We start from the raw sequence: 19,655 nt of genomic DNA, 5'->3' as shown, positions 1-19,655 counted from the left end.
ATCGTTTATTCAATCTTATAAACTTTCAACATGAAACACCTAACAATCTTAGTTCCAGACAGTCAGACAGGCCCTAATACCATATCGTGCATTGTTGGAACATACCATGTATTCACAGAAGCGAACCGCTATTACGATCAACTGAACAGGGAACCTATATTTAATATAGAATTGGCAGGAGTTTCCAGGCAGAGTAACTTTGTCAATGGATTGTTAACGGTCATGACGCAGAAAGATATCGCTACGATTCAAAAGACCGACCTCATTATTGTACCCGCTGTCATTTCTAATTTTAGTGCGATAGAAGCTGGTAATAGCATGCTCTCAGCATGGATATTAGACCATTATACCAAGGGAGCAAATGTTGCAAGCATGTGTACCGGCGCATATCTGCTCGCATCCACAGGGCTTTTGGATAACAAAAACTGCTCTATCCACTGGAAATCAGCGGCAAATTTTCATAAGCTCTTTCCAAAGGTTAACTTAAAAACAGAACAAATTATTACTGATGAGCAAGGAATCTATACCAATGGTGGCGGTTATTCGTTCCTTAATCTCCTCCTTTACCTGGTCGAAAAGTTCTACGACAGACAGACGGCTATTTATTGCTCCAAAATATTTCAAATTGATATTGCCAGACAAACACAGTCCGATTTTATGATCTTTAATGGTCAAAAATCACATGGAGATGAAATGGTCATGCGTGCACAGGACTACCTCGAGAATAACTTTTCAGAAAAAATTTCCATGGAGAAGTTATCTGAAAAATTCACTGTCGGACGTCGGAATTTCGACCGTAGATTTATTAAAGCGACAGGCAATACGCCCGTGGAATATCTTCAACGGATAAAAGTAGAATCGGCAAAAAAAGAATTGGAAAGCTCGAGGAAAACGGTAAATGAAGTGATGTACGCTATTGGATATACAGACATAAAGGCTTTTCGCGAGATATTCCGTCGGTTTACAGGAGTCTCTCCCCTTGAATATAAAAACAAGTACAATAAAGCAGCAATAAAATAGATGTTAGATGAATTTTGAACCGATTCAGTTTACTGATCTCCTCGTCATCACAGCATTAAGTCCAGAAGGATGGGGTAATGTGCCGATCAAAATACAGCATTATATAGAAAGCCCTTTTTGTTTCCCCATAAAACTCCTGGTCGATCAGAAAATTGTGGCCATAGGTACGACCATTATCCATAGCAACGTTGCCTGGCTCGGACATATTATCGTCGCTCCCGATGAAAGAGGAAAAGGCTATGGGAAACAAACCACCCAAGAACTTATTCGTATGGCAAACAGCAAAAAATGCAACAGCATTCAACTCATTGCAACGGATATGGGCGCGCCTGTTTACACAAAGCTCGGCTTTAAGGAATCTTCTTCTTATCTTTTCTTTGATGATATACAAGCACCCCATCTTGAAGAAGCGGACAATAATATACAGCAATATCAATCCCGATACAAAGAGCAACTTCTGAGGCTCGACCTGACAACCGCAGCCGAAAATAGACAATGCGAAATAGAACCGCATTTCATTTCAGGTTTTCTATATGTGAAGAACCAAACGCTCCGCGGTTATTATCTTCCTTCTTTGGGAGAAGGCCTTATTGTTGCCAATGAACAAGCTGCAGGAATGGCATTGTTAAAAATGTATTTAATGCAAAATTCCAAAGTTGTGCTACCAAAAGAGAATACAGCTGCCGTTTCCTTTCTATTGAACCAAGGATATCCAATAAAACGCCAGGCCAAGCGCATGTACCTGGGGGAAAATATCGATGTTCAATTTCAGTCCATCTTCAATAGAATTGGTGGAAATCTAGGTTAACACCAATTCTATACGTTATTTTTTTTAAACCGATAGCAAATTTCAAGACAACATAATGGACGCTACGAAAGCTGACCTACGGCATCTTCAAGAACCTCTTTGGCAGCCACAGCCGGTTGCTTTTTGCTTCGTTGGATATAACATAGGGAAATTACGATTCCTAAAGCTGCCATAACCGCACCAACCAAGGCCGGAGAAGTATAACCGTAGCCTTGATTAATGGGTACACCACCGAGAAAGGCACCCAATGCATTCGCAATATTAAAACAAGCAGGTCCTAAAGAAGCAACCAACATTTCAGCATCACTTTTTACCGAGTTAAGCAATAATAAGGTTAACGAAGGTACGAGCGCAAAAGTTGTGACTCCGGTTAAAAAAGTCATCACCAAAGATACCCAAACGTTGTCGGACAGCCCGTAACTAACCAACATACATAAAATCTGAACCACCAGTACGGCTACAACCACCTTTGTTGAAGAAAAAGCGTCCGTCAACTTCCCTCCGATCAAATTCCCCACAAACATACCTAATCCAGCCAAAACCATAATATAAGGCAGGTATTTATCAGCAACACCAGACACTTCAGTCATCAGCGGAGCTATATAACTTATCCAGGCAAACAGCGCTCCTGGAGCTACAGAAAATAACAAAACCATAAACCAGACATTCACATTGCGAAAAATGCCAAAGTCCTTCCAAGGATTATTTTTAGGTGCTGCTTTCATCTTAGGCATCCACAACTTTAAGGCTAACATGGTCAAAATACCGACGATAACAATCAATAGGAAAGTATAACGCCATGAAAAATGATGTCCAATATAGGTACCCAATGGAACTCCAAATAAATTGGCAACTGTCAATCCGGAAAACATCGTCGCTACAGCCTGCGCTTCTTTACCAGGATCAGCCAATCGACTGGCAATGACAGACCCTACTCCGAAGAAAGCACCATGTGGCAATCCCGAAATAAAACGCGAGACCAACAAAAGACCATAGTCTGGAGCAACCACAGACAGTCCATTAAATAGGGTAAACAATCCCATGAGGATAATCAAAGTCTTAAGTGGCGAGAATCGATTCATCACAACCACCAACAGTGGGGCACCGATAACTACACCTAAGGCATAAGCTGTAATGAGATAACCAGCTTCCGGAATTGAAACTTGCAGACTTTGGGCAACGTCCGGTAGCATCCCCATCATACTAAATTCGGTAATTCCTATCCCCAATCCCCCCAGTGCAAGTGCTAATAAACTCTTCTTCATATATAAGTGAAATTATTAATAACACAAATTTCTATTAGAATAATTTAACAAACAAATCATTTAAATAGTACAACCTATCATTAAACTAATAGCACCGTCTTTGTCTCAATGAAAACACCTATATTAGCCTGAGGTAAAATCGTTCAGCATAACACATTCAAACCCTAACCATGAAACTGCATCATTATATACTTACTTTCACCTTGTACACACTTGTACCTTCGTGGGCATTGGCACAAAAAGGCCATGCAAAAAAGCATCCAAATATTGTATATATCATGAGTGATGACCATGGTTATCAAGCGATAAGCGCTTATGGTTACGGACTGAACGAAACGCCCAATATTGACAGATTAGCAAAAGAAGGTGCCATTTTCACACGTGCGACCGTGACAAATTCATTATGTGCGCCCAGTCGGGCTGTACTCCTAACTGGGAAGCACAGTTATATGAATGGGAAAATTGATAATGAGGCAAAATTCGATTGGAATCAGGACAACTTTGCCAAGATTCTCCAAAAAAACGGGTATCAAACAGCATTAATCGGTAAAATCCATATGGATGGCCTACCTCAGGGATTTAACCACTCAGCGGTCCTTATTGACCAAGGCGAATATTATAATCCAAACTTTATTATCAATGGTGTAAAACAACAAATACAAGGCTATGTATCGGATCTCACCACCGATATGACCCTAGATTGGATCGCTAAAAGAGATACCAGCAAACCTTTCTGTGTGCTCTATCATCAAAAAGCGCCACACCGAGAATGGCTACCTGCTTTGCGACATCTTCAACAATATACATCAAAAACCTACAAAGAACCGAATAATCTATTCGACACCTACGAAGGAAGAGGAACTGCTGCTAAAACCGCTGAAATGAATATCCTTAAACACATGAACTGGGCTGGTGACAACAAGATACCTCCTGCGCTAATGGATGAATTGGGACTAAAAGAATATCTATCCTGGGATAAAGCTGCCTTCAATGGAAACCTAGGAAGAATGACTGCAGCGCAGCGCGCAACATGGGATTCAATCTACAACCCAATCATGGCAGATTTTAAGATGAAATATCACAACATGTCCAAAGAGGACCTGATGCGCTGGCGATATCAACGTTATATGCAGGATTATCTGGGTACCGTTGCTGCAGTGGACGACGGTGTTGGACGTCTATTGGAATTTTTGAAAGACAATGGACTCGACGAAAATACAATTGTCATTTATACCTCAGACCAAGGGTTCTATCTGGGTGAACATGGTTGGTTTGACAAACGTTTTATGTATGAAGAATCGCTCCGAACCCCCTTATTGATCCGCTATCCAGCAGAAATTAAAGCTGGCCAATCCTCAAAAGCACTTGTTCAGAATCTTGATTTTGCCCCCACAATCCTAGATTATGCAGGACTTGCAATCCCGAAAGATATGCAGGGAAAATCTTTTCGTGGTCTACTCAATGGAAAAGAAAAACAATGGCGCGATGCAGTATATTACACCTACTATGAGTACCCTTCCATTCATATGGTAAAACGACATTATGGGATTCGTACCGAAAGGTACAAACTGATCCATTTCTATTATGACAAAGATGAGTGGGAATTATACGATCTAGAGAAAGATCCACAGGAAATGCAGAATGTATACAATGTACAAGCATACCAAAACGTACGTGAAGAAATGCATCATAAACTGGACGAAGCCCGAGCCTACTACAAAGATTCCGATGAGAACGACAAAAAGTTTTTACCGAAGGTAAAACAATAATTTACTGGCCTACTAAGCCAGTAAATTATTGTTGTTAAAAATCTAAACAGGGTTGAGTTTGAAATAACGTCTCAAAATACGTCTAACATCTCTATTATCGGCTTTGAAGATGATGGCTTCTCGCTTTTTCTTTTCGCTATATACACGCTTATTACAGTAGCCAAATCCTTTATACCGACCATCCAACAAGTAAACAAGTCCCTTTTCTTTGGGATTACGCCCTGAGAACTCCAAAAATATCTCGCCCATCGGAAGCTCCGAAGAGGCTACAAATTCCTGCACTCTTCGATTATAGTCATCTGGAAGCTCCTGCGCAATACATGCCCCTTTGCAGGTCTTCAACATATATTGAAAACAATGTTTCGTATACGTCTGTAATTTGTTTATTTTTTGGCAGAGCTGATAAGCTTCAACAATAGTGAATAATTGCTCGCGCCCCTCCTGGTAACTCGAAAAGGTCATTTGCTCTTCTCGCTCGGGATCAAGCGTTTCAACTTGAAGAACTTGATAGCCCAATGGATTCACCGCTAGATAAAGGCCAAATCCGTAGTGGGTTCGACGCTGCGCCCGATTATAATAGGGTTGATATTTTTTGATCAGGTCAGATTCATGCAATAGCGCTAGTAATTCATGGCCCGTCAGTTCAAATCCAACTCTGCAAGCTGCTCTTTGGATTTTGCGTTCCTTAAAATCTGTGCTTCTAAAATGCTGCAATAACCTATTTCTAATATCGATACTCTTGCCGACATAAATTAGTGCATCATACTTATCATAAATATAATATACGCCGACTGCAGCGGGAATTCCTTCAAGCAATCCCGCAATTTGCTCTTTCGTCATCACTTTAACAGCAGGTAATACCTTACAAAGGTAATTTAAAAAATAGTCGATTCACTTCGTGGATCTGCACGCTCAAACATACTAATATATTTAGTATTTATAAATGATAGCGAATAAAAATAGGAATACACCCGCCCTTCATTTCATCCAATGAAAAGGGCGGGTGTAAGTTAGCGCCAATTGTTAAAATTTCATTTTCTGAATTCTAATGGCATTCAATATCGCTATTAACGATACGCCAACATCGGCAAATACAGCCTCCCACATTGTTGCCAAACCTCCAGCTCCAAGAATCAACACGATCCCTTTGACTATAAAAGCAAGGCCTATATTCTGATAAACAACTTTTTTTGTCTGTTTCCCAATGCGAATGGCCATTGGAATCTTCGAAGGTTTGTCATCCTGTATCACGACATCTGCCGTCTCGATCGTCGCATCACTGCCCAGTCCACCCATCGCTATTCCAACATCACTCAGTGCTACGACCGGAGCATCGTTAACGCCATCACCAACAAAAGCAACAGATTCGTCCCCCCCCTTTATTTCCTTGACTTTATTCACTTTATCTTCTGGAAGCAGGTCACCATAGGCCTGATCTATTCCGAGTTCCTTGGCAACATAGGCGACTACCGTCGTCTTATCCCCGCTCAACATCGTTGCTTTTACACCGAGCTTATGCAGTAGCTGAATTGTAAGCGCGGCATCTGCTTTAATGCTATCAGCGATCGTCATGAATCCTACAAATTTACCGTCCAAAGCGATGGCAATGGTCGTATATACGATACTATTCGGATCGATATCATAGGCTACATTAAATTTGTCCAGCAATTTAAAGTTACCCACCAGCAACTCTTTGCCTTCAGTAATTCCTTTTAATCCATGTCCGGCGATTTCTTCTATATTATGGAGATTAATAGACTCGTCGATCGCACCTGCATATTCCCTAATCGCTGTTGCAACTGGATGGCTACTGTGGCTCTCTATTTTATTGACGAGCTTTAAAATTCTTGACTCGTCGTAACCAGCCTGTAGCTTAATTTCCTGCACCTTAAAAACGCCGGCAGTCATTGTTCCGGTTTTATCCATCACCACATGCCGGATATCTGCCATCGCATCCAAAAAATTACTGCCTTTAAAAAGTATACCATTTCTACTCGCAGCACCGATTCCACCAAAATACCCCAAAGGGATTGAGATGACGAGTGCACAGGGACAGGAGATCACTAAAAATACGAGTGCTCTATACAACCAGTCGCTAAATACATATTGATCGACAAACAAGTAAGGCAGGAGGCAAATTCCAATAGCCAAAAACACGACAATTGGGGTATATATCTTAGCAAATTTGCGGATAAACAGTTCAGTAGGCGCTTTTTGAGCTGTTGCGTTCTGTACAAGCTCTAGGATTTTACTCAGTTTGCTATCTTGATAAGCTGTTGTTACCCGAATTAGGCTCACCGTGTTCATATTAATCATTCCTGCCAGCACAACATCACCTTTCATTTTTGTATCTGGCTTGCTCTCGCCAGTTAGCGCTGCAGTATTAAATGCGCCTTGTTCAGAAAGCAACTCACCATCGAGCCCGAGCTTTTCGCCAGGTTTCAGCTGAACAATTGCTCCGATACCTGCGTCTGCGGCTTTGATTACTTTGCTCTTTCCATTCTCCAAAATAGTCACTTCATCCGGACGCTGATCCAGTAGTGCCTTAATATTACTTTTAGCTCTACTCACCGCCAAGGTCTGAAATACCTCGCCTACAGCATAAAATAACATCACCGCCACAGCTTCTGGGTATTCTTTGATCGCAAAAGCTCCTATCGTAGCGATACTCATTAAAAGAAACTCCGAAAAGATTTCCCCTTTAGCAATACTCTTTAGGGCATCTCTGACTACAGGAAACCCAACAGGCAGATAAGATACGATATACCAGCCCGAACGAACCCAATCCTTAAACCATGCTTGCGCAATCCAATTATCCATGGCTATTGCTGCAATGAGCAAAACAAAAGAAATTAGCGCCGGTAGAAATAACTGCATCTGGCTAGCCCCTGCCGTCGAGTGATCGTGACCGTCCTCATCATGGCTATGATCATGACCATGACTGGAAGCCGGAGCTTTCCCAATAAGCTCTTCAGCTCCCGCCTGACTATATATTTTTTCTGTCTGTGTACAACAAAGCTGTCTGCCTTGTGCATCATAACGATGTTGATGTTCCATAACTTGCTCTGATTATGTTAACAATTAATGTTCGTGCCCACCTGTATTGCTCATTTTAGCATTGATAAAAAAGGCACCCTTTACAACAATTTTCGTTCCAGCAGGAACTTCGGTAACCGGGGTAATCGCCGTATATCCCAAAGCAGACACGCCTTTTTGAATCTCTATTTTTTCAAAATTGATGTTTTTAGCCTGTTCTTCGCCATGTTGCCCAGCTTCTTGCTCATTTTTATGCGCATGTTTTGCTTCACCTTCATCGTGTGCATGCCCGTGATCGTCGTGCCCTTCTTCATGCTCCTCAGGTTTCTTGTCTGTCTCCACAAAAATATAATACTTGCCGTCAGCCTCCACGATTGCATCATTCGGAACAGCCGGAGTCCGTACATTATTGACACCGATCATACCCGTGATGTTCATCCCATCAATCAACCCCACTTTGCTGCCCACAACCGTACTGTGCACAGCGATGGTCTTGCTATCATTTTCAAAGGAAGATCCAATTGTAAAAACTTTGGCGGTATAGGTCTTATCCGGGTTGTTGGTCAGTTGAAAGTTGATGAGCTGTCCGACTTTAACCAAAGGTAGATCCTTTTCAAACACCTGCAGATCCAAATGCAACAGACTATTGTCAACAATCTCGATCACTGGCGAAGAGACATCTACATAACTCCCAATTTTCGCAAAAACATTGCTTACTGTTCCATTGATAGGGCTTGTTACGGCCAATGAGGTCCGCATATTAGAAAGATTCACGCTATTGGGATTAATGCCCATCAATTGGATCTGTTGTTGCAAGGAGGCCTTTCGAGCCCGTAAACTGTTGAAGTCTGCTGTTGCGGCCTGCAGATTTTTCCGTGCGCCCGCATTACCTTCATTGAGTTCCTGTTGCCTTGCCATTTCTTGTTCCGCCAAGGTAATCTTACTTGCAAGGGATACATATTCCTCCTGCAACTGTACAAACTGGGGGTTGGTGATCGTAGCGATCACCTGCCCCTTGCGTACGTGATCACCAAGCTGCACGTTTAATGTCTTTACAACACCACCATAAAGCGCCGTTGCATTCGCTTTATTGTTATTGGGTACACTTAAAAGTCCATTGGCCTTGATTGTAGCCGTTAGCTCCTTCTCTTCAATACCTCCAAAAACGATGCCCACAGCTTTTATTTGCGCAGCACTCAGTGCCGCTATGGTAACCGGACCTTCCTCATGCCCCGCTTCGGATTTAGGCGCTTCCTTCCCCTCCTGTTGACCTTTAGGCTCCGACTCATTAGAACCGCAACCGTAAAAAACAGTAACGGCTATACATACGATAAATATCTTTATGAAAACTTTCATTGCTGACTTATTTGTTATTGAAGTAATTATATTGAATTGCTGATTGATTATACTGATTGAGGACTTCTAAATAATTCTGGCGAATCCCAATGGCCTGACTTAAAAATTGACTTAATTCAGCAAAATTGATCTCCCCTGTCCTATAACCCAAACTAGCCGCTTTAATGATGGCATCAGCTTGTTTTAAACCCGAAGACTCATAAAATTGTAGTAACGCACTATTCTTGTCAATTTCAGCAAGTGCGTTTCCTTTATTTGTCTGGAATACCTGCGTCTCATATTCCAACTTACGCTGTTGAACTTCCATTTCAGCGTTGGCAGCCTTCACTTTACTTTTATACGCGCCTAGGCCAAATACCGGAAAAGATGCGGAGACCGAAAATCCAGATAATGGATCTTTGGCTCCCCAAACACGTTGGGAGAAAAATCGACCCGAGAACTCAGGCTTATTTGTATTTTTCTGAACACTGATATTTGATGAAGCGATATTTACGTTTTGCTGCTGTAAAACAAGTAAAGGATGTGCTGTTTCCTCAGATGGACTGGCGTTCACGACAATCTTCTCCAAGGACTGATCCAATGGGAGCATCCACTCGTTACGGTCCAACAAGAGCATAAGTTGCTGTTGCTGGATAACAATGTCCTTTTTGTTTTGAACAAGCTGTGCTTGCAGTTCCTTCAGTTTTGCTTCAGCTGCGATCTTATCCAGCGCAGCCACATCCCCTGTTCTAAAGCGAAGTTCAGTTGCTTTGAACATGGCTGTATAGATGCTATCCAGCTCCATATACAGCTTTTGGCGATCCTGGAGATACCAAAGTTGAAAATAGGCTGTTCTCACGTCTCTGGTAATCGCTGTTTTCAATACATCCGTATTTAAATTCGCATATTTTAGTTGCTGTTTAAAATACTCCTTGCGCGCCGCATAGAGCCCGGGCCAGGCAATACTTTGCGTTATACCAATTTTCAATAAGCCGACCTTATCCGTAGGACGGTAATCTTCATTTTCTGCAAAAATCCCGGTCTTGGGGATTTCGGTCGCCGTTTTGACATTGAAACCAGCGCCTACGATTTCAGCCTGGTTGATCTGAAACTGTCGATTGCTCTTCAGCGCAGTTTCCACAGCTTCTGTAACAGAAATGCGCTCTTGGCCAAACACCTGAGATACCAAGGCCATAAATAAGAAAGCAAGTACTGTAACAAAGGTCTTCGCACCCCTACTTCGTTTCATATTCAATTTAGAATTAAAGATTATATACAATAAGGGCAGCACAAACAACGTCAGGAAAGTTGCCGTTATCAATCCGCCAATAACAACCGTTGCCAAAGGCTTCTGAACTTCAGCGCCGGCACTTGTACTTATTGCCATCGGTAAAAAGCCCAGTGAGGCCACTGTCGCTGTCATCAGTACAGGACGTAAACGAGTCGAAGTACCTTCTTTAACGCGTTGAAAAATATCATCGACGCCCTCTTTTTTCAACTGATTGAATGTCCCAATTAAAACGATACCGTTGAGTACGGCCACACCAAACAAGGCGATAAAACCGATACCGGCACTAATACTGAAAGGCATACCGCGCAACATCAATGCAAAGACACCCCCGATAGCACTCATTGGTATTGCGGTAAAAATTAGCGTGGCCTGCTTAAAGGAATGGAATGTGAAATACAACAGCATAAAAATAAGCAATAAGGAAACTGGCACAGCAATCAGCAGGCGCGAGCTCGCTTTTTGCAAATTCTCGAACTGACCTCCGTAGGTGAAATAATAACCCGCGGGAAGTTTTACATTTGCAGCCAATTGTTGCTGGATATCCTTTACTACGGTTTGAACATCACGCCCTGCCACATTAAATCCAATCACAATTCTTCGTTTACCAGCTTCGCGACTGATTTGGGCCGGCCCCAATTTATAATCGATGGCAGCAACCTGAGAAAGAGGGATCTGCGTACCCGTATCTGTAGGAATCATCAGATTACGCACATCATCAATACTGTTTCGGTGCGTTGTATCTAATCTGACGACCAGATCAAAGCGACGTTCATTTTCATAGATCTGGCCCGTACTCCGACCGGCAAAGGCGGTACTCACCACATCATTAACGTCCTGAATTGTCAATCCATAATTCGCTATACGGGTGCGGTCATAAACGATATTAATTTGCGGGAGACCCGATACACGCTCCACCTGTGGAGGAGTTGCCCCTTGAACAGATTGAATCTGAGCGGCAACCACATTGGCGTAAGCGGCCAGTGAGTCGATGTTTTCACCGAAGATCTTTACAGCAACATCCTGACGGATACCCGTCATTAACTCATTGAAACGCATTTGAATAGGTTGATTTTTCTCAAAGAAGACACCCGGGATTACTTCTAGCTTCTCCAGAATAGCACTCCCCAGTTCTTCATAAGAACGGCCCGACTTCCACTCTTTTTGAGGCTTCAATACCACCATAATATCTGTCGCTTCAGGTGGCATAGGGTCTGTCGGCACCTCCGCAGCTCCTGTTTTACCGACAACCATTTTCACTTCATCGAACTCTTTGATAATCCGGGAAGCCTGCATAGAGGTTTCAATACTTTGCGAAAGCGAGCTTCCCTGAGGAAGTATGCAATGGAATGCATAATCGCCTTCCTGCAATTGTGGAATAAACTCGCCCCCCATATTCTTAAAAAAGAAGGCCGACAAAGCAAAAATGGCAACAGTTAAACTCACGATCAGGTATTTAAACCGAATGGCTTTCTGTAATAAAGGCGCATAAATACGTTGTAGTCCCGCAATCATCCGGTCACTCAACGTTTTCTTGTCGCTGTATTTTTTCGGCAGAAACAGAGCGCACATCATGGGGATATAGGTTAACGAGAGAATCAATGCCCCGAAAATGGCAAACCCAACTGTTTGCGCCATTGGACGAAACATTTTTCCTTCAACACCCACCAATGTTAAAATTGGAATATAGACAATAAGAATAATGATCTCACCAAAGGCTGCACTGGTACGAATCTTTGAAGCAGATTCAAATACCTCATGGTCCATTTCGGCCTGGGTCAATTTCTCGGTTGACTTTCGTAAGCCTAAGTGGTGTAGCGTAGCTTCCACCACAATGACTGCTCCGTCCACAATCAAACCGAAGTCTATCGCACCCAAACTCATTAAATTGGCACTTACGCCGAAGACGTTCATCAGTCCAAGTGCAAACAGCAGCGCCAGTGGAATCGCCGAAGCAACGATAAGACCTGCCCGCAAGTTCCCAAGAAATAATACCAGGACAAAAATTACGATCAAGGCTCCTTCAATCAGATTTTTTTCAACAGTACTGATCGCACGTCCAACGAGGTCTGTCCGGTCCAAATAGGGTTCTATGACCACATCATCAGGCAAAGATTTTTGAATAGTCGGTAGTTTTTCTTTCACACGATTGACCACCTCATTGCTGTTTTCACCCTTTAGCATCATGACGACACCACCCACAGCATCTACCTCACCATTGTATGTCAAGGCTCCATAGCGCACAGCATGACCAAACCGTACATCTGCAACATCTTTTACATAAATCGGTATAGACCCTGATTTTCGGATAGCGATATTTCTGACATCTTCCAAAGAGGTCGCCAGCCCAATCCCCCGGATAAAGTATGCATTCGGTTTTTTATCAATATAGGCACCACCTGTATTTTGATTGTTTTTCTCTAAAGCAGTAAATATCTCCGGGATCGTGATATTCATCGCTTTAAGTCTATTCGGATCAACAGCTACTTCATATTGTTTAAGCTCACCACCGAAACTATTGACCTCGGCAATTCCAGGAGTTCCATAAAGCTGACGGGCAACAATCCAATCTTGCATGGTTCGCAAATCTTTTGCGTTGTATTTCTTTTCGCTTCCCTTTTTGGGATGGATGATATATTGATATACTTCTCCCAATCCGGTACTTACTGGAGCCAACTCAGGTTTACCAATACCCTGTGGTATCTGATCCACCGCTTCTTTTAAACGCTCACCGATCAGCTGACGGGCAAAATAAATATCTACATCATCGTCAAAAACAACGGTAATGACAGAAAGCCCAAAGCGTGAAATACTCCTGATCTCCTCAATTTTGGGTACAGTTGCAATACTTTGTTCAATTGGAAAAGTCACCAATTGCTCTACTTCCTGTCCGGCAAGAGTTGGACAAGAGGTAAAGATCTGGACTTGATTATTGGTAATATCGGGAACGGCATCTATGGGTAGTTTCGTCGCACTCCATGCCCCCCAAATGATAAGCAACAAGGTCATTAAACCGATAACGATCTTGTTCTTAATGCTAAATTTTATAATATGATCTAACACAATATACGTGATTAATGCTTAAATAATAGCTCGTTAGAATATCTTCAGCGCTTGTCGTAATAAAATACAACAAACGGATTCCGAGCACAAAGCTGAATAAAGAACAGCATAGCGCGCTCTATCAGATTTGTTTTTAGAATTTTTACGAAAAATTAAGCATTAACTTTCGGCGGCTGCCAGATGCTTCCAAAATAACTGGAAACAATCGCTGTATTGTGTAAAGGATTACGATTATCAAAATAAATTGATACCGGGACACCATCTATTTGCGGGAATTGATAGGCATAAGCCGTTATATTTCCACTGCAACAATTGCAATAGCAGAAAATAGAACAGGCATCAGATGCATCATCACTATGGTTATGCGTTTGGTTTAATTGTATTTCCATAGCAGTCTGCTCACAGCGATTGCTAGAATCACTGCAGGGAACAAAAGAAAGTCCCATAATATATGCTATCAATATGAAAACAATTAACCTCATGAATACGCAAATTTAAAAAAATAAATCAAAATCTCCCCTTGACCCAAGAAATCTATTGGTTAGCGTCATCTCCATTGCCTCCTATAAAATAAGGAGACCGGCGCTTTCAACCGAGCATTTTTTTTACCCCTTAGGCCTCATAAAACCGCACAACCCTACACTGCACTATCACCTGATACATATATTAATTATAAGTAAATTATTATTCAAATAAAACGAATTATAATTAACAGAAAAACACATAAAACATGTTTAAACAGCATTTTAAATACAAAACAACACTATTGTAGATATTTCTCTACAAGAAATACAAGATAACACAAATACAGTATATTAAGTAAAATGCTATTTATATAATTGCATCGATAAAAAATAAAAGCAATAAAAAAAGCAATGGTATACCACATTTTAAATACAAATCGGCATACAACTGCAAGATTTTTTTTTGCAAAACAAATAAACAACGAAATCAAATAATCAAAAATCAATAACAAAACAAAATGTCAATTAACATGAATCTAATCCCCCATCGCCGACTGACAAACCTGTTCATGCTAGGCTGCAGCGCTTTCGCGCTTAGCCTCTACTCATGTAACAAAAGCGGAGAAAACACCGCGTTAACAGGAGAAACTGTCGTTAAAATCAATCTATCGGGCGTAGAAGCTTACAATGAAACAGACAACAATGCTGTTCAAAAGCAAGCATCTGCAAACGCATCGCATTCATCAAGCAATGCACCTGATGTACAGGAAATGACTGTACCGTTAGAAAACGGTGGTTCAGTTGACGTTGTCCTAACAAACAGTTCAGCGGTTACAAAAAGCCTCGTTGCTTCATCCAACCCCAAACTAGCGGCTGTCCAAACACAAGAGAAGCCATTGGACAAAAACGTCAAGTATAAAGTTGTTGTCTATGACAACCAAGGAGCTTACGTAACGGCAAAAGATTATAGCTATGGTGAGGAAGCTACTGCCGCAGGTATCGTTCTTGACGCCGGAAAATCATATACGTTCATTGCCTATTCGATCAATAGCACCACAGCATTACCGGATATTAACAATCAAAACACACTATCCACAGCCAGCTTAAACAATATAAGTGGCGACTTAATGTATTACACAGGCACATTAACGTTAAAAAATGGTGTAAACAATTTAAATGTTGTGTTAAAACACAGATTTAGCCAAATCACCACAACATTGACCATGGATACAAGTATGACCGGGGCCATCACTCAAATCGGGACTGCAGTACTAAAACCTAGTCACAGTAGTGCAAATTTGAAATTCTCAGATGAAACATTAACGTACAATGGCTTGAACAACGCTGGTGTGACCACGCAATTCCCGGCTTTAGGAAATGGCTTACGTACTATCATCAGTAACCCATCATTATTGATTCACCCCACCACCAGCAACGGGACATTGATGCTCGGCAGTCTAACTCTTGATGGTGAAACCAAAACAAACATCACCATTCCAAATGTTAAGATCAACCCTGGACAAAAATACGATCTGAAACTTAACTTCAGAACCTGTACACAAGATGTAACCAGCAATGGCTTGAACTGGAGCTATCCAGCAACAACATCGGGTGGTAAAACGGGTATTATGAAAGACGGTAAATTCTATGCCAATGGGACAACAATTGATAGAAACTTCACCGCTCCAGCGGCAGACTATGGTTTTGTTTTCGACATTACCGAACTAGACAATGCATTCAACATGGAAGTAAATGGTGTCAAATTAGCGAAACAGGAAATTCAATTTGAGGTAGGCGCTTCTTCTTCTCAAAATATCCAGTTTGTTGATGGAAGCAAATACGCTGGCAACAATATTGAAACCAACAAAAGAATCGATCAGGTTTACAACATGAAAGGTACCAGTACAAATCCTCTCGTTAAGGTTGTGATTAGCAGAACTGGCCAGGTGACCATGTTTGGTAGTAAAACATCCGGCGGTCCTTTATACGAATTTAAACTCGTGAATGGCAACAGCTTCAACACATTCCCTTGGAGTGCAACACAAAGCAACACCGTAAAAGTAACCCAACTTGTTGATGGACGTACTATTATCAAGGGTGTAGGTGCCGGAAAGAAGAAAATCCCTTGCCAATAATCAATCAATAGATCAATAATCGGAAAGACTAAATCTTGCTGCGTATAACAAAGAAAAACAGCACGTAAAAAATAGCTATTATGGAAAAGAAATTAGCGTACATCGCCCCAAAAATTAATACAACGACAATCGAACTTGAACAAGGTATTGCAGCTGGTTCGGCATATGCCAGACCAGAAGATGCCAACAGCGGTAAAGTAAACGAACAATGGGAAGTAGGATCAACAGATAATAGAAATATCGACTGGTAAACTATTTTCAACAGTAAACAAAAGGAAGGGGCAGTCAAAAATTGCAGTGCCCCTTTTTATGCAATTTTATAATAGACGATCGTGTCATCCATATTTTTTATTGTCAAACCTTTAGCGTACCCAAGTGCAGACTGTCTGTATTACCTCCACCATAACTTTCGATAAAAAAGATATACACCTCATAGGTCACTCCCTTTCTATTTTTTGGAATTTCAACATTTTGTTTGCCAGACATTAAGCTGCTTTTCAAATCGTTCATCACAAGTGGATACCCGCACCCATGATCCGCTGCATTATACAGGATTAAGAACGAATCGTAAGATCCCGTGTCAAACTTTTCCTCCAGATAAGCATCATATTCCCAGGTGACCTGAAGCACTTGGTTTTCTTGATCGAAATCCATTGTGTAGGAAGTAATGGGATTGGGGCTTCCTTTGGCAATCATAAATTTCGACCAATCAACGACAAAACCGTCTTCTTCCTGGATAAGTGCTTTATTCAGATTATAAGACATCGCTATATCGTATGCCCGTTTAGGATAGCTGTACACCTTATACCCCATATTGATGATCGGTTTTAATTGGCTAATATGTGACCTCACAATTTTGAAGCGTTTTCTACTCAGCAGTTGCTTAGGAGTGGGCTCCCGTTTTTTAACGCTAGGGAGAGATCGTACATAATTTCCTGTTTTAGTCGACACAAACACAACAGAACCTGCTTTCCCGGAAACAGTTCCATTTACACCATTTTTGATTATTGCCATAATTACTTGATTATGTTATAGATAATAAAGATAAACATTAATACGGAAAAATACGCATACCAAATTATAGCTAAAAACAGTTTTCAATCAATACTTAGACAGTAATTAGTCACTGTTTATTCAGTCTTCACTGAGCAAGCACTGAACAAGCACTGAACGAGCACTGTTTAAAAGTGGAATTTGATTACCATCTGTTGCATCTAAGAACTAAAGGAGAAAAGGTAAAAGCCGACGACCTTTCATGCGAACTATAACGTAAAAAAAATGTCTCCTACATTTGCTTAATACAAACATAAGAGACATCTTCTTCTTTTTATCGTAGGTCTTATTGCCAGCCCAAGGCTGGATCGGAAACTCGACCTACTGCTGCAGTTACAGGACAGCCTGCAGACGTTTTGGAAAATCTTCAATCTTTGAAAGACTCAATTGCTTCATAACCTGAAACAAATGCGTCTTAAACATATTGATTGTATGTTCCCCACCTTCATTGCCCAATGCGCCAACCCCATACATAAATGGTCTTCCCATAAAATTGAAATCCGATCCAACTGCATGTGCCCGCGCGAGGTCAACCCCTGATCGAATACCACCATCTAACATGATTTTTATCTTCTTTTTATAGTCTGGGTTGCTCGCCAAGTGGATCAATGAATTGATCGAAGATTCACTTGCATCGAGCTGTCGTCCACCATGATTTGACACAATGACTCCATCAACGCCCAATGCGATAGCAGCCTGCATATCTTCATCGGTGGCAATCCCTTTAAGCACCAGGGGCCCTTTCCAAAGATCCCGAATAGCTTTAATTTTCTCAACATCAACTTTACCCGTAAAGGTTCTGTTCATAAACTGTCCCAGCTGCGCTAAATCAAGTCCCTTTTCCATGTAAGGCTTCAATGTTGCAAAAGAAGGAATTCCATGCCTTAATGTTTCTATCCCCCAAGTTGGACAGGCAAAGGTTTGTAAAATATTGGCGATACTCATTTTAGGTGGCATAGACAATCCGCTTTTTATTTCACGATAACGAAGTCCAAAAGCAGGCACATCCACCAGAACTACCAATACCGGACATTCAACAGCCTCCAGACGTTTAATAATATCATCGCGCAACCTGTTTTCCGTAGGATGATAGAGCTGAAACCAGGCTTTCCCATCAGATACCTCGGCAATACGTTCAATACTACTTGTTGATACTGTACTCAAAATATAGGGAATATCATTTTTTGCTGCCGCTTTCGCAAGAATTTCAGGCGCATTCGGCCACATCAATCCCTGAAGTCCGATAGGTGAAACACCAAAAGGTGCACTGTAACGACGACCGAATAATTCTACAGATAGGTCTATTTCTTCGCTCGCAAGCAGATATTGCGGCTTCAACAGAATATTATCAAAATCATTCTCATTTCTGGCAAGGTTCAATTCTTCATTTGCACCTCCGGTCAGATAATCAAATGCAAATCGGGGAATCCTTTTCTTCGCTTTAATCTTTAGATCTTCAACAGAAGGATAACGTGTATTATATATAAATTTCTGGCTCATGATTGATATATTATTTATAAACAGTCTATGACTGCGCGCCAAACTTAGAAAAATTGCATTTCAAATGCAAGCTAATTGTAGCTAATATAAAAAAATCTGTCATACATTTCTGCGATACCCCAATTCAGCACCACCACTTACAGGTAGATTTACCCCTGTGATAAAGCGTGCTTGGTTTGACAGCAGAAACACACAGGCATCGGCAATAACATCACCCTCGGGACAGTATCCCAGCAAATGAATATCCTTCAAAAAGTCAAAAACCTGTGTTGGATGCGCTTGCTCCAGTGTCCATTTGTTGAGCATGGGTGTCATAACAGCTGCAGGCATAACCGAATTGACACGAATACCGACAGACGCATAGTCTATGGCCATAGATTTTGTCAACGCGTTGATAGCACCCTTTGTGGCGGCATATGCCGCATGGTTCTCCTGGCCAATATCCCCCACTAAACTGCTCGTATTTAGAATACAACCAGCAGATTCCTTTAAATGAGGATAGCCATACCGTGTAGTCAGAAGAACACTTTTCATGTTGGTTTCCAGCAACCTTGTCCATTCATCATCCGTAGTTTCATGCAAAGGCTTTGCTGGGCTTGCCAGACCAGCATTGTTATGGATTGCATCCAGCCGCCCAAAAACAGCAACAGTCTTTTGGATGGCCAGGTCAACTTCGCGGGCTTGCGTAACATCCGCACAGATACCGATATGTGGCGCACCGATCAGTTCAGCTGTAGCATCTACCGATCCTTGATCGAGACCAATAAAAGCAACCTTTGCCCCTGCTCTGACATAGGCTTTTACACATTCCAAACCGATTCCAGCAGTTCCTCCTGTAATCAATATTATTTTATCTTCTAAGGTTTTCACGTTTTTATTATTCTTGTATTTAGCATCAAGTTCCAAAGAATCGGAACAA

General features: G+C 41.5%; 14 protein-coding genes. 5 read left to right on the top strand and 9 right to left on the bottom strand.

All coding sequences use genetic code 11. The features are described from left to right. Positions 1 to 30 precede the first annotated feature (30 nt). Entirely contained in the window at positions 31 to 1,020 is a 990-nt protein-coding gene (locus CBM24_RS12725) for a GlxA family transcriptional regulator (protein WP_088161511.1), read from the top strand. 7 nt (positions 1,021 to 1,027) lie between these two features. Then, positions 1,028 to 1,828, top strand: coding sequence for a GNAT family N-acetyltransferase (locus tag CBM24_RS12720; protein WP_088161510.1), 801 nt, complete (start codon positions 1,028 to 1,030; stop codon positions 1,826 to 1,828). A 62-nt stretch (positions 1,829 to 1,890) separates the two neighbouring features. Here the strand turns inward: CBM24_RS12720 and CBM24_RS12715 are convergent, their stop codons facing one another. Next, complete coding sequence (locus CBM24_RS12715) at positions 1,891 to 3,093, bottom strand: MFS transporter (RefSeq protein ID WP_088161509.1); 1,203 nt, start codon at positions 3,091 to 3,093, stop codon at positions 1,891 to 1,893. Positions 3,094 to 3,263: 170 nt separating this feature from the next. On the opposite strand from CBM24_RS12715, the gene CBM24_RS12710 reads away from it, so the two are divergent. Then, positions 3,264 to 4,862 (top strand): sulfatase, encoded by a 1,599-nt coding sequence (locus CBM24_RS12710; protein ID WP_088161508.1) that lies wholly within the window; start codon positions 3,264 to 3,266, stop codon positions 4,860 to 4,862. Between the two features lie 42 nt (positions 4,863 to 4,904). Here the strand turns inward: CBM24_RS12710 and CBM24_RS12705 are convergent, their stop codons facing one another. The 5 genes from CBM24_RS12705 to CBM24_RS12685 all read right to left on the bottom strand — a co-directional run bounded on the left by CBM24_RS12705 (position 4,905) and on the right by CBM24_RS12685 (position 14,066). Next, the gene (locus CBM24_RS12705; RefSeq protein WP_088161507.1) at positions 4,905 to 5,702 is read right to left on the bottom strand and encodes a GIY-YIG nuclease family protein; all 798 of its coding nucleotides are present in this window, start codon (positions 5,700 to 5,702) and stop codon (positions 4,905 to 4,907) included. A gap of 183 nt (positions 5,703 to 5,885) precedes the next feature. After that, a complete protein-coding gene (locus CBM24_RS12700; protein WP_088161506.1) occupies positions 5,886 to 7,919 on the bottom strand; it encodes a heavy metal translocating P-type ATPase in 2,034 nt (677 codons plus the stop codon). A 24-nt stretch (positions 7,920 to 7,943) separates the two neighbouring features. Next, positions 7,944 to 9,254 carry an efflux RND transporter periplasmic adaptor subunit gene (locus tag CBM24_RS12695; RefSeq protein WP_088161505.1) on the bottom strand — a complete coding sequence of 437 codons (1,311 nt, stop codon included), beginning with the start codon at positions 9,252 to 9,254 and terminating at the stop codon, positions 7,944 to 7,946. Positions 9,255 to 9,261: 7 nt separating this feature from the next. Next, on the bottom strand, positions 9,262 to 13,584 hold the full coding sequence (locus CBM24_RS12690) for a CusA/CzcA family heavy metal efflux RND transporter (protein WP_088161504.1): 4,323 nt from the start codon (positions 13,582 to 13,584) through the stop codon (positions 9,262 to 9,264). A gap of 152 nt (positions 13,585 to 13,736) precedes the next feature. Further along, positions 13,737 to 14,066, bottom strand: a complete 330-nt coding sequence (locus CBM24_RS12685; RefSeq protein ID WP_145330541.1) for a DUF6660 family protein — start codon at positions 14,064 to 14,066, stop codon at positions 13,737 to 13,739. 512 nt (positions 14,067 to 14,578) lie between these two features. Here CBM24_RS12685 and CBM24_RS12680 point away from each other — a divergent pair. Together CBM24_RS12680 and CBM24_RS27560 are read left to right on the top strand one after the other, a co-directional pair. Beyond that, positions 14,579 to 16,183, top strand: coding sequence for a fimbrillin family protein (locus tag CBM24_RS12680; protein ID WP_088161503.1), 1,605 nt, complete (start codon positions 14,579 to 14,581; stop codon positions 16,181 to 16,183). 80 nt (positions 16,184 to 16,263) lie between these two features. After that, positions 16,264 to 16,434 (top strand): hypothetical protein, encoded by a 171-nt coding sequence (locus tag CBM24_RS27560; RefSeq protein WP_167512273.1) that lies wholly within the window; start codon positions 16,264 to 16,266, stop codon positions 16,432 to 16,434. Positions 16,435 to 16,537: 103 nt separating this feature from the next. On the opposite strand, the gene CBM24_RS12675 is transcribed toward CBM24_RS27560, so the two are convergent. From CBM24_RS12675 to CBM24_RS12665, 3 genes are all read right to left on the bottom strand, one after another. After that, a complete protein-coding gene (locus CBM24_RS12675) occupies positions 16,538 to 17,197 on the bottom strand; it encodes a DUF6266 family protein (protein WP_088161502.1) in 660 nt (219 codons plus the stop codon). 372 nt (positions 17,198 to 17,569) lie between these two features. Continuing rightward, a complete protein-coding gene (locus CBM24_RS12670; protein WP_075992560.1) occupies positions 17,570 to 18,736 on the bottom strand; it encodes an alpha-hydroxy acid oxidase in 1,167 nt (388 codons plus the stop codon). A 99-nt stretch (positions 18,737 to 18,835) separates the two neighbouring features. Further along, entirely contained in the window at positions 18,836 to 19,606 is a 771-nt protein-coding gene (locus tag CBM24_RS12665) for an SDR family NAD(P)-dependent oxidoreductase (RefSeq protein ID WP_075994786.1), read from the bottom strand. Positions 19,607 to 19,655 lie beyond the last annotated feature (49 nt).

Origin of the sequence: Sphingobacterium sp. G1-14 (assembly GCF_002196555.1) — a bacterium.
GTDB classification, from domain to species: Bacteria; Bacteroidota; Bacteroidia; order Sphingobacteriales; family Sphingobacteriaceae; genus Sphingobacterium; species Sphingobacterium siyangense.
Note: the sequence above shows the minus strand (reverse complement) of the source record. Positions and strands in the feature narration are given on the sequence as shown.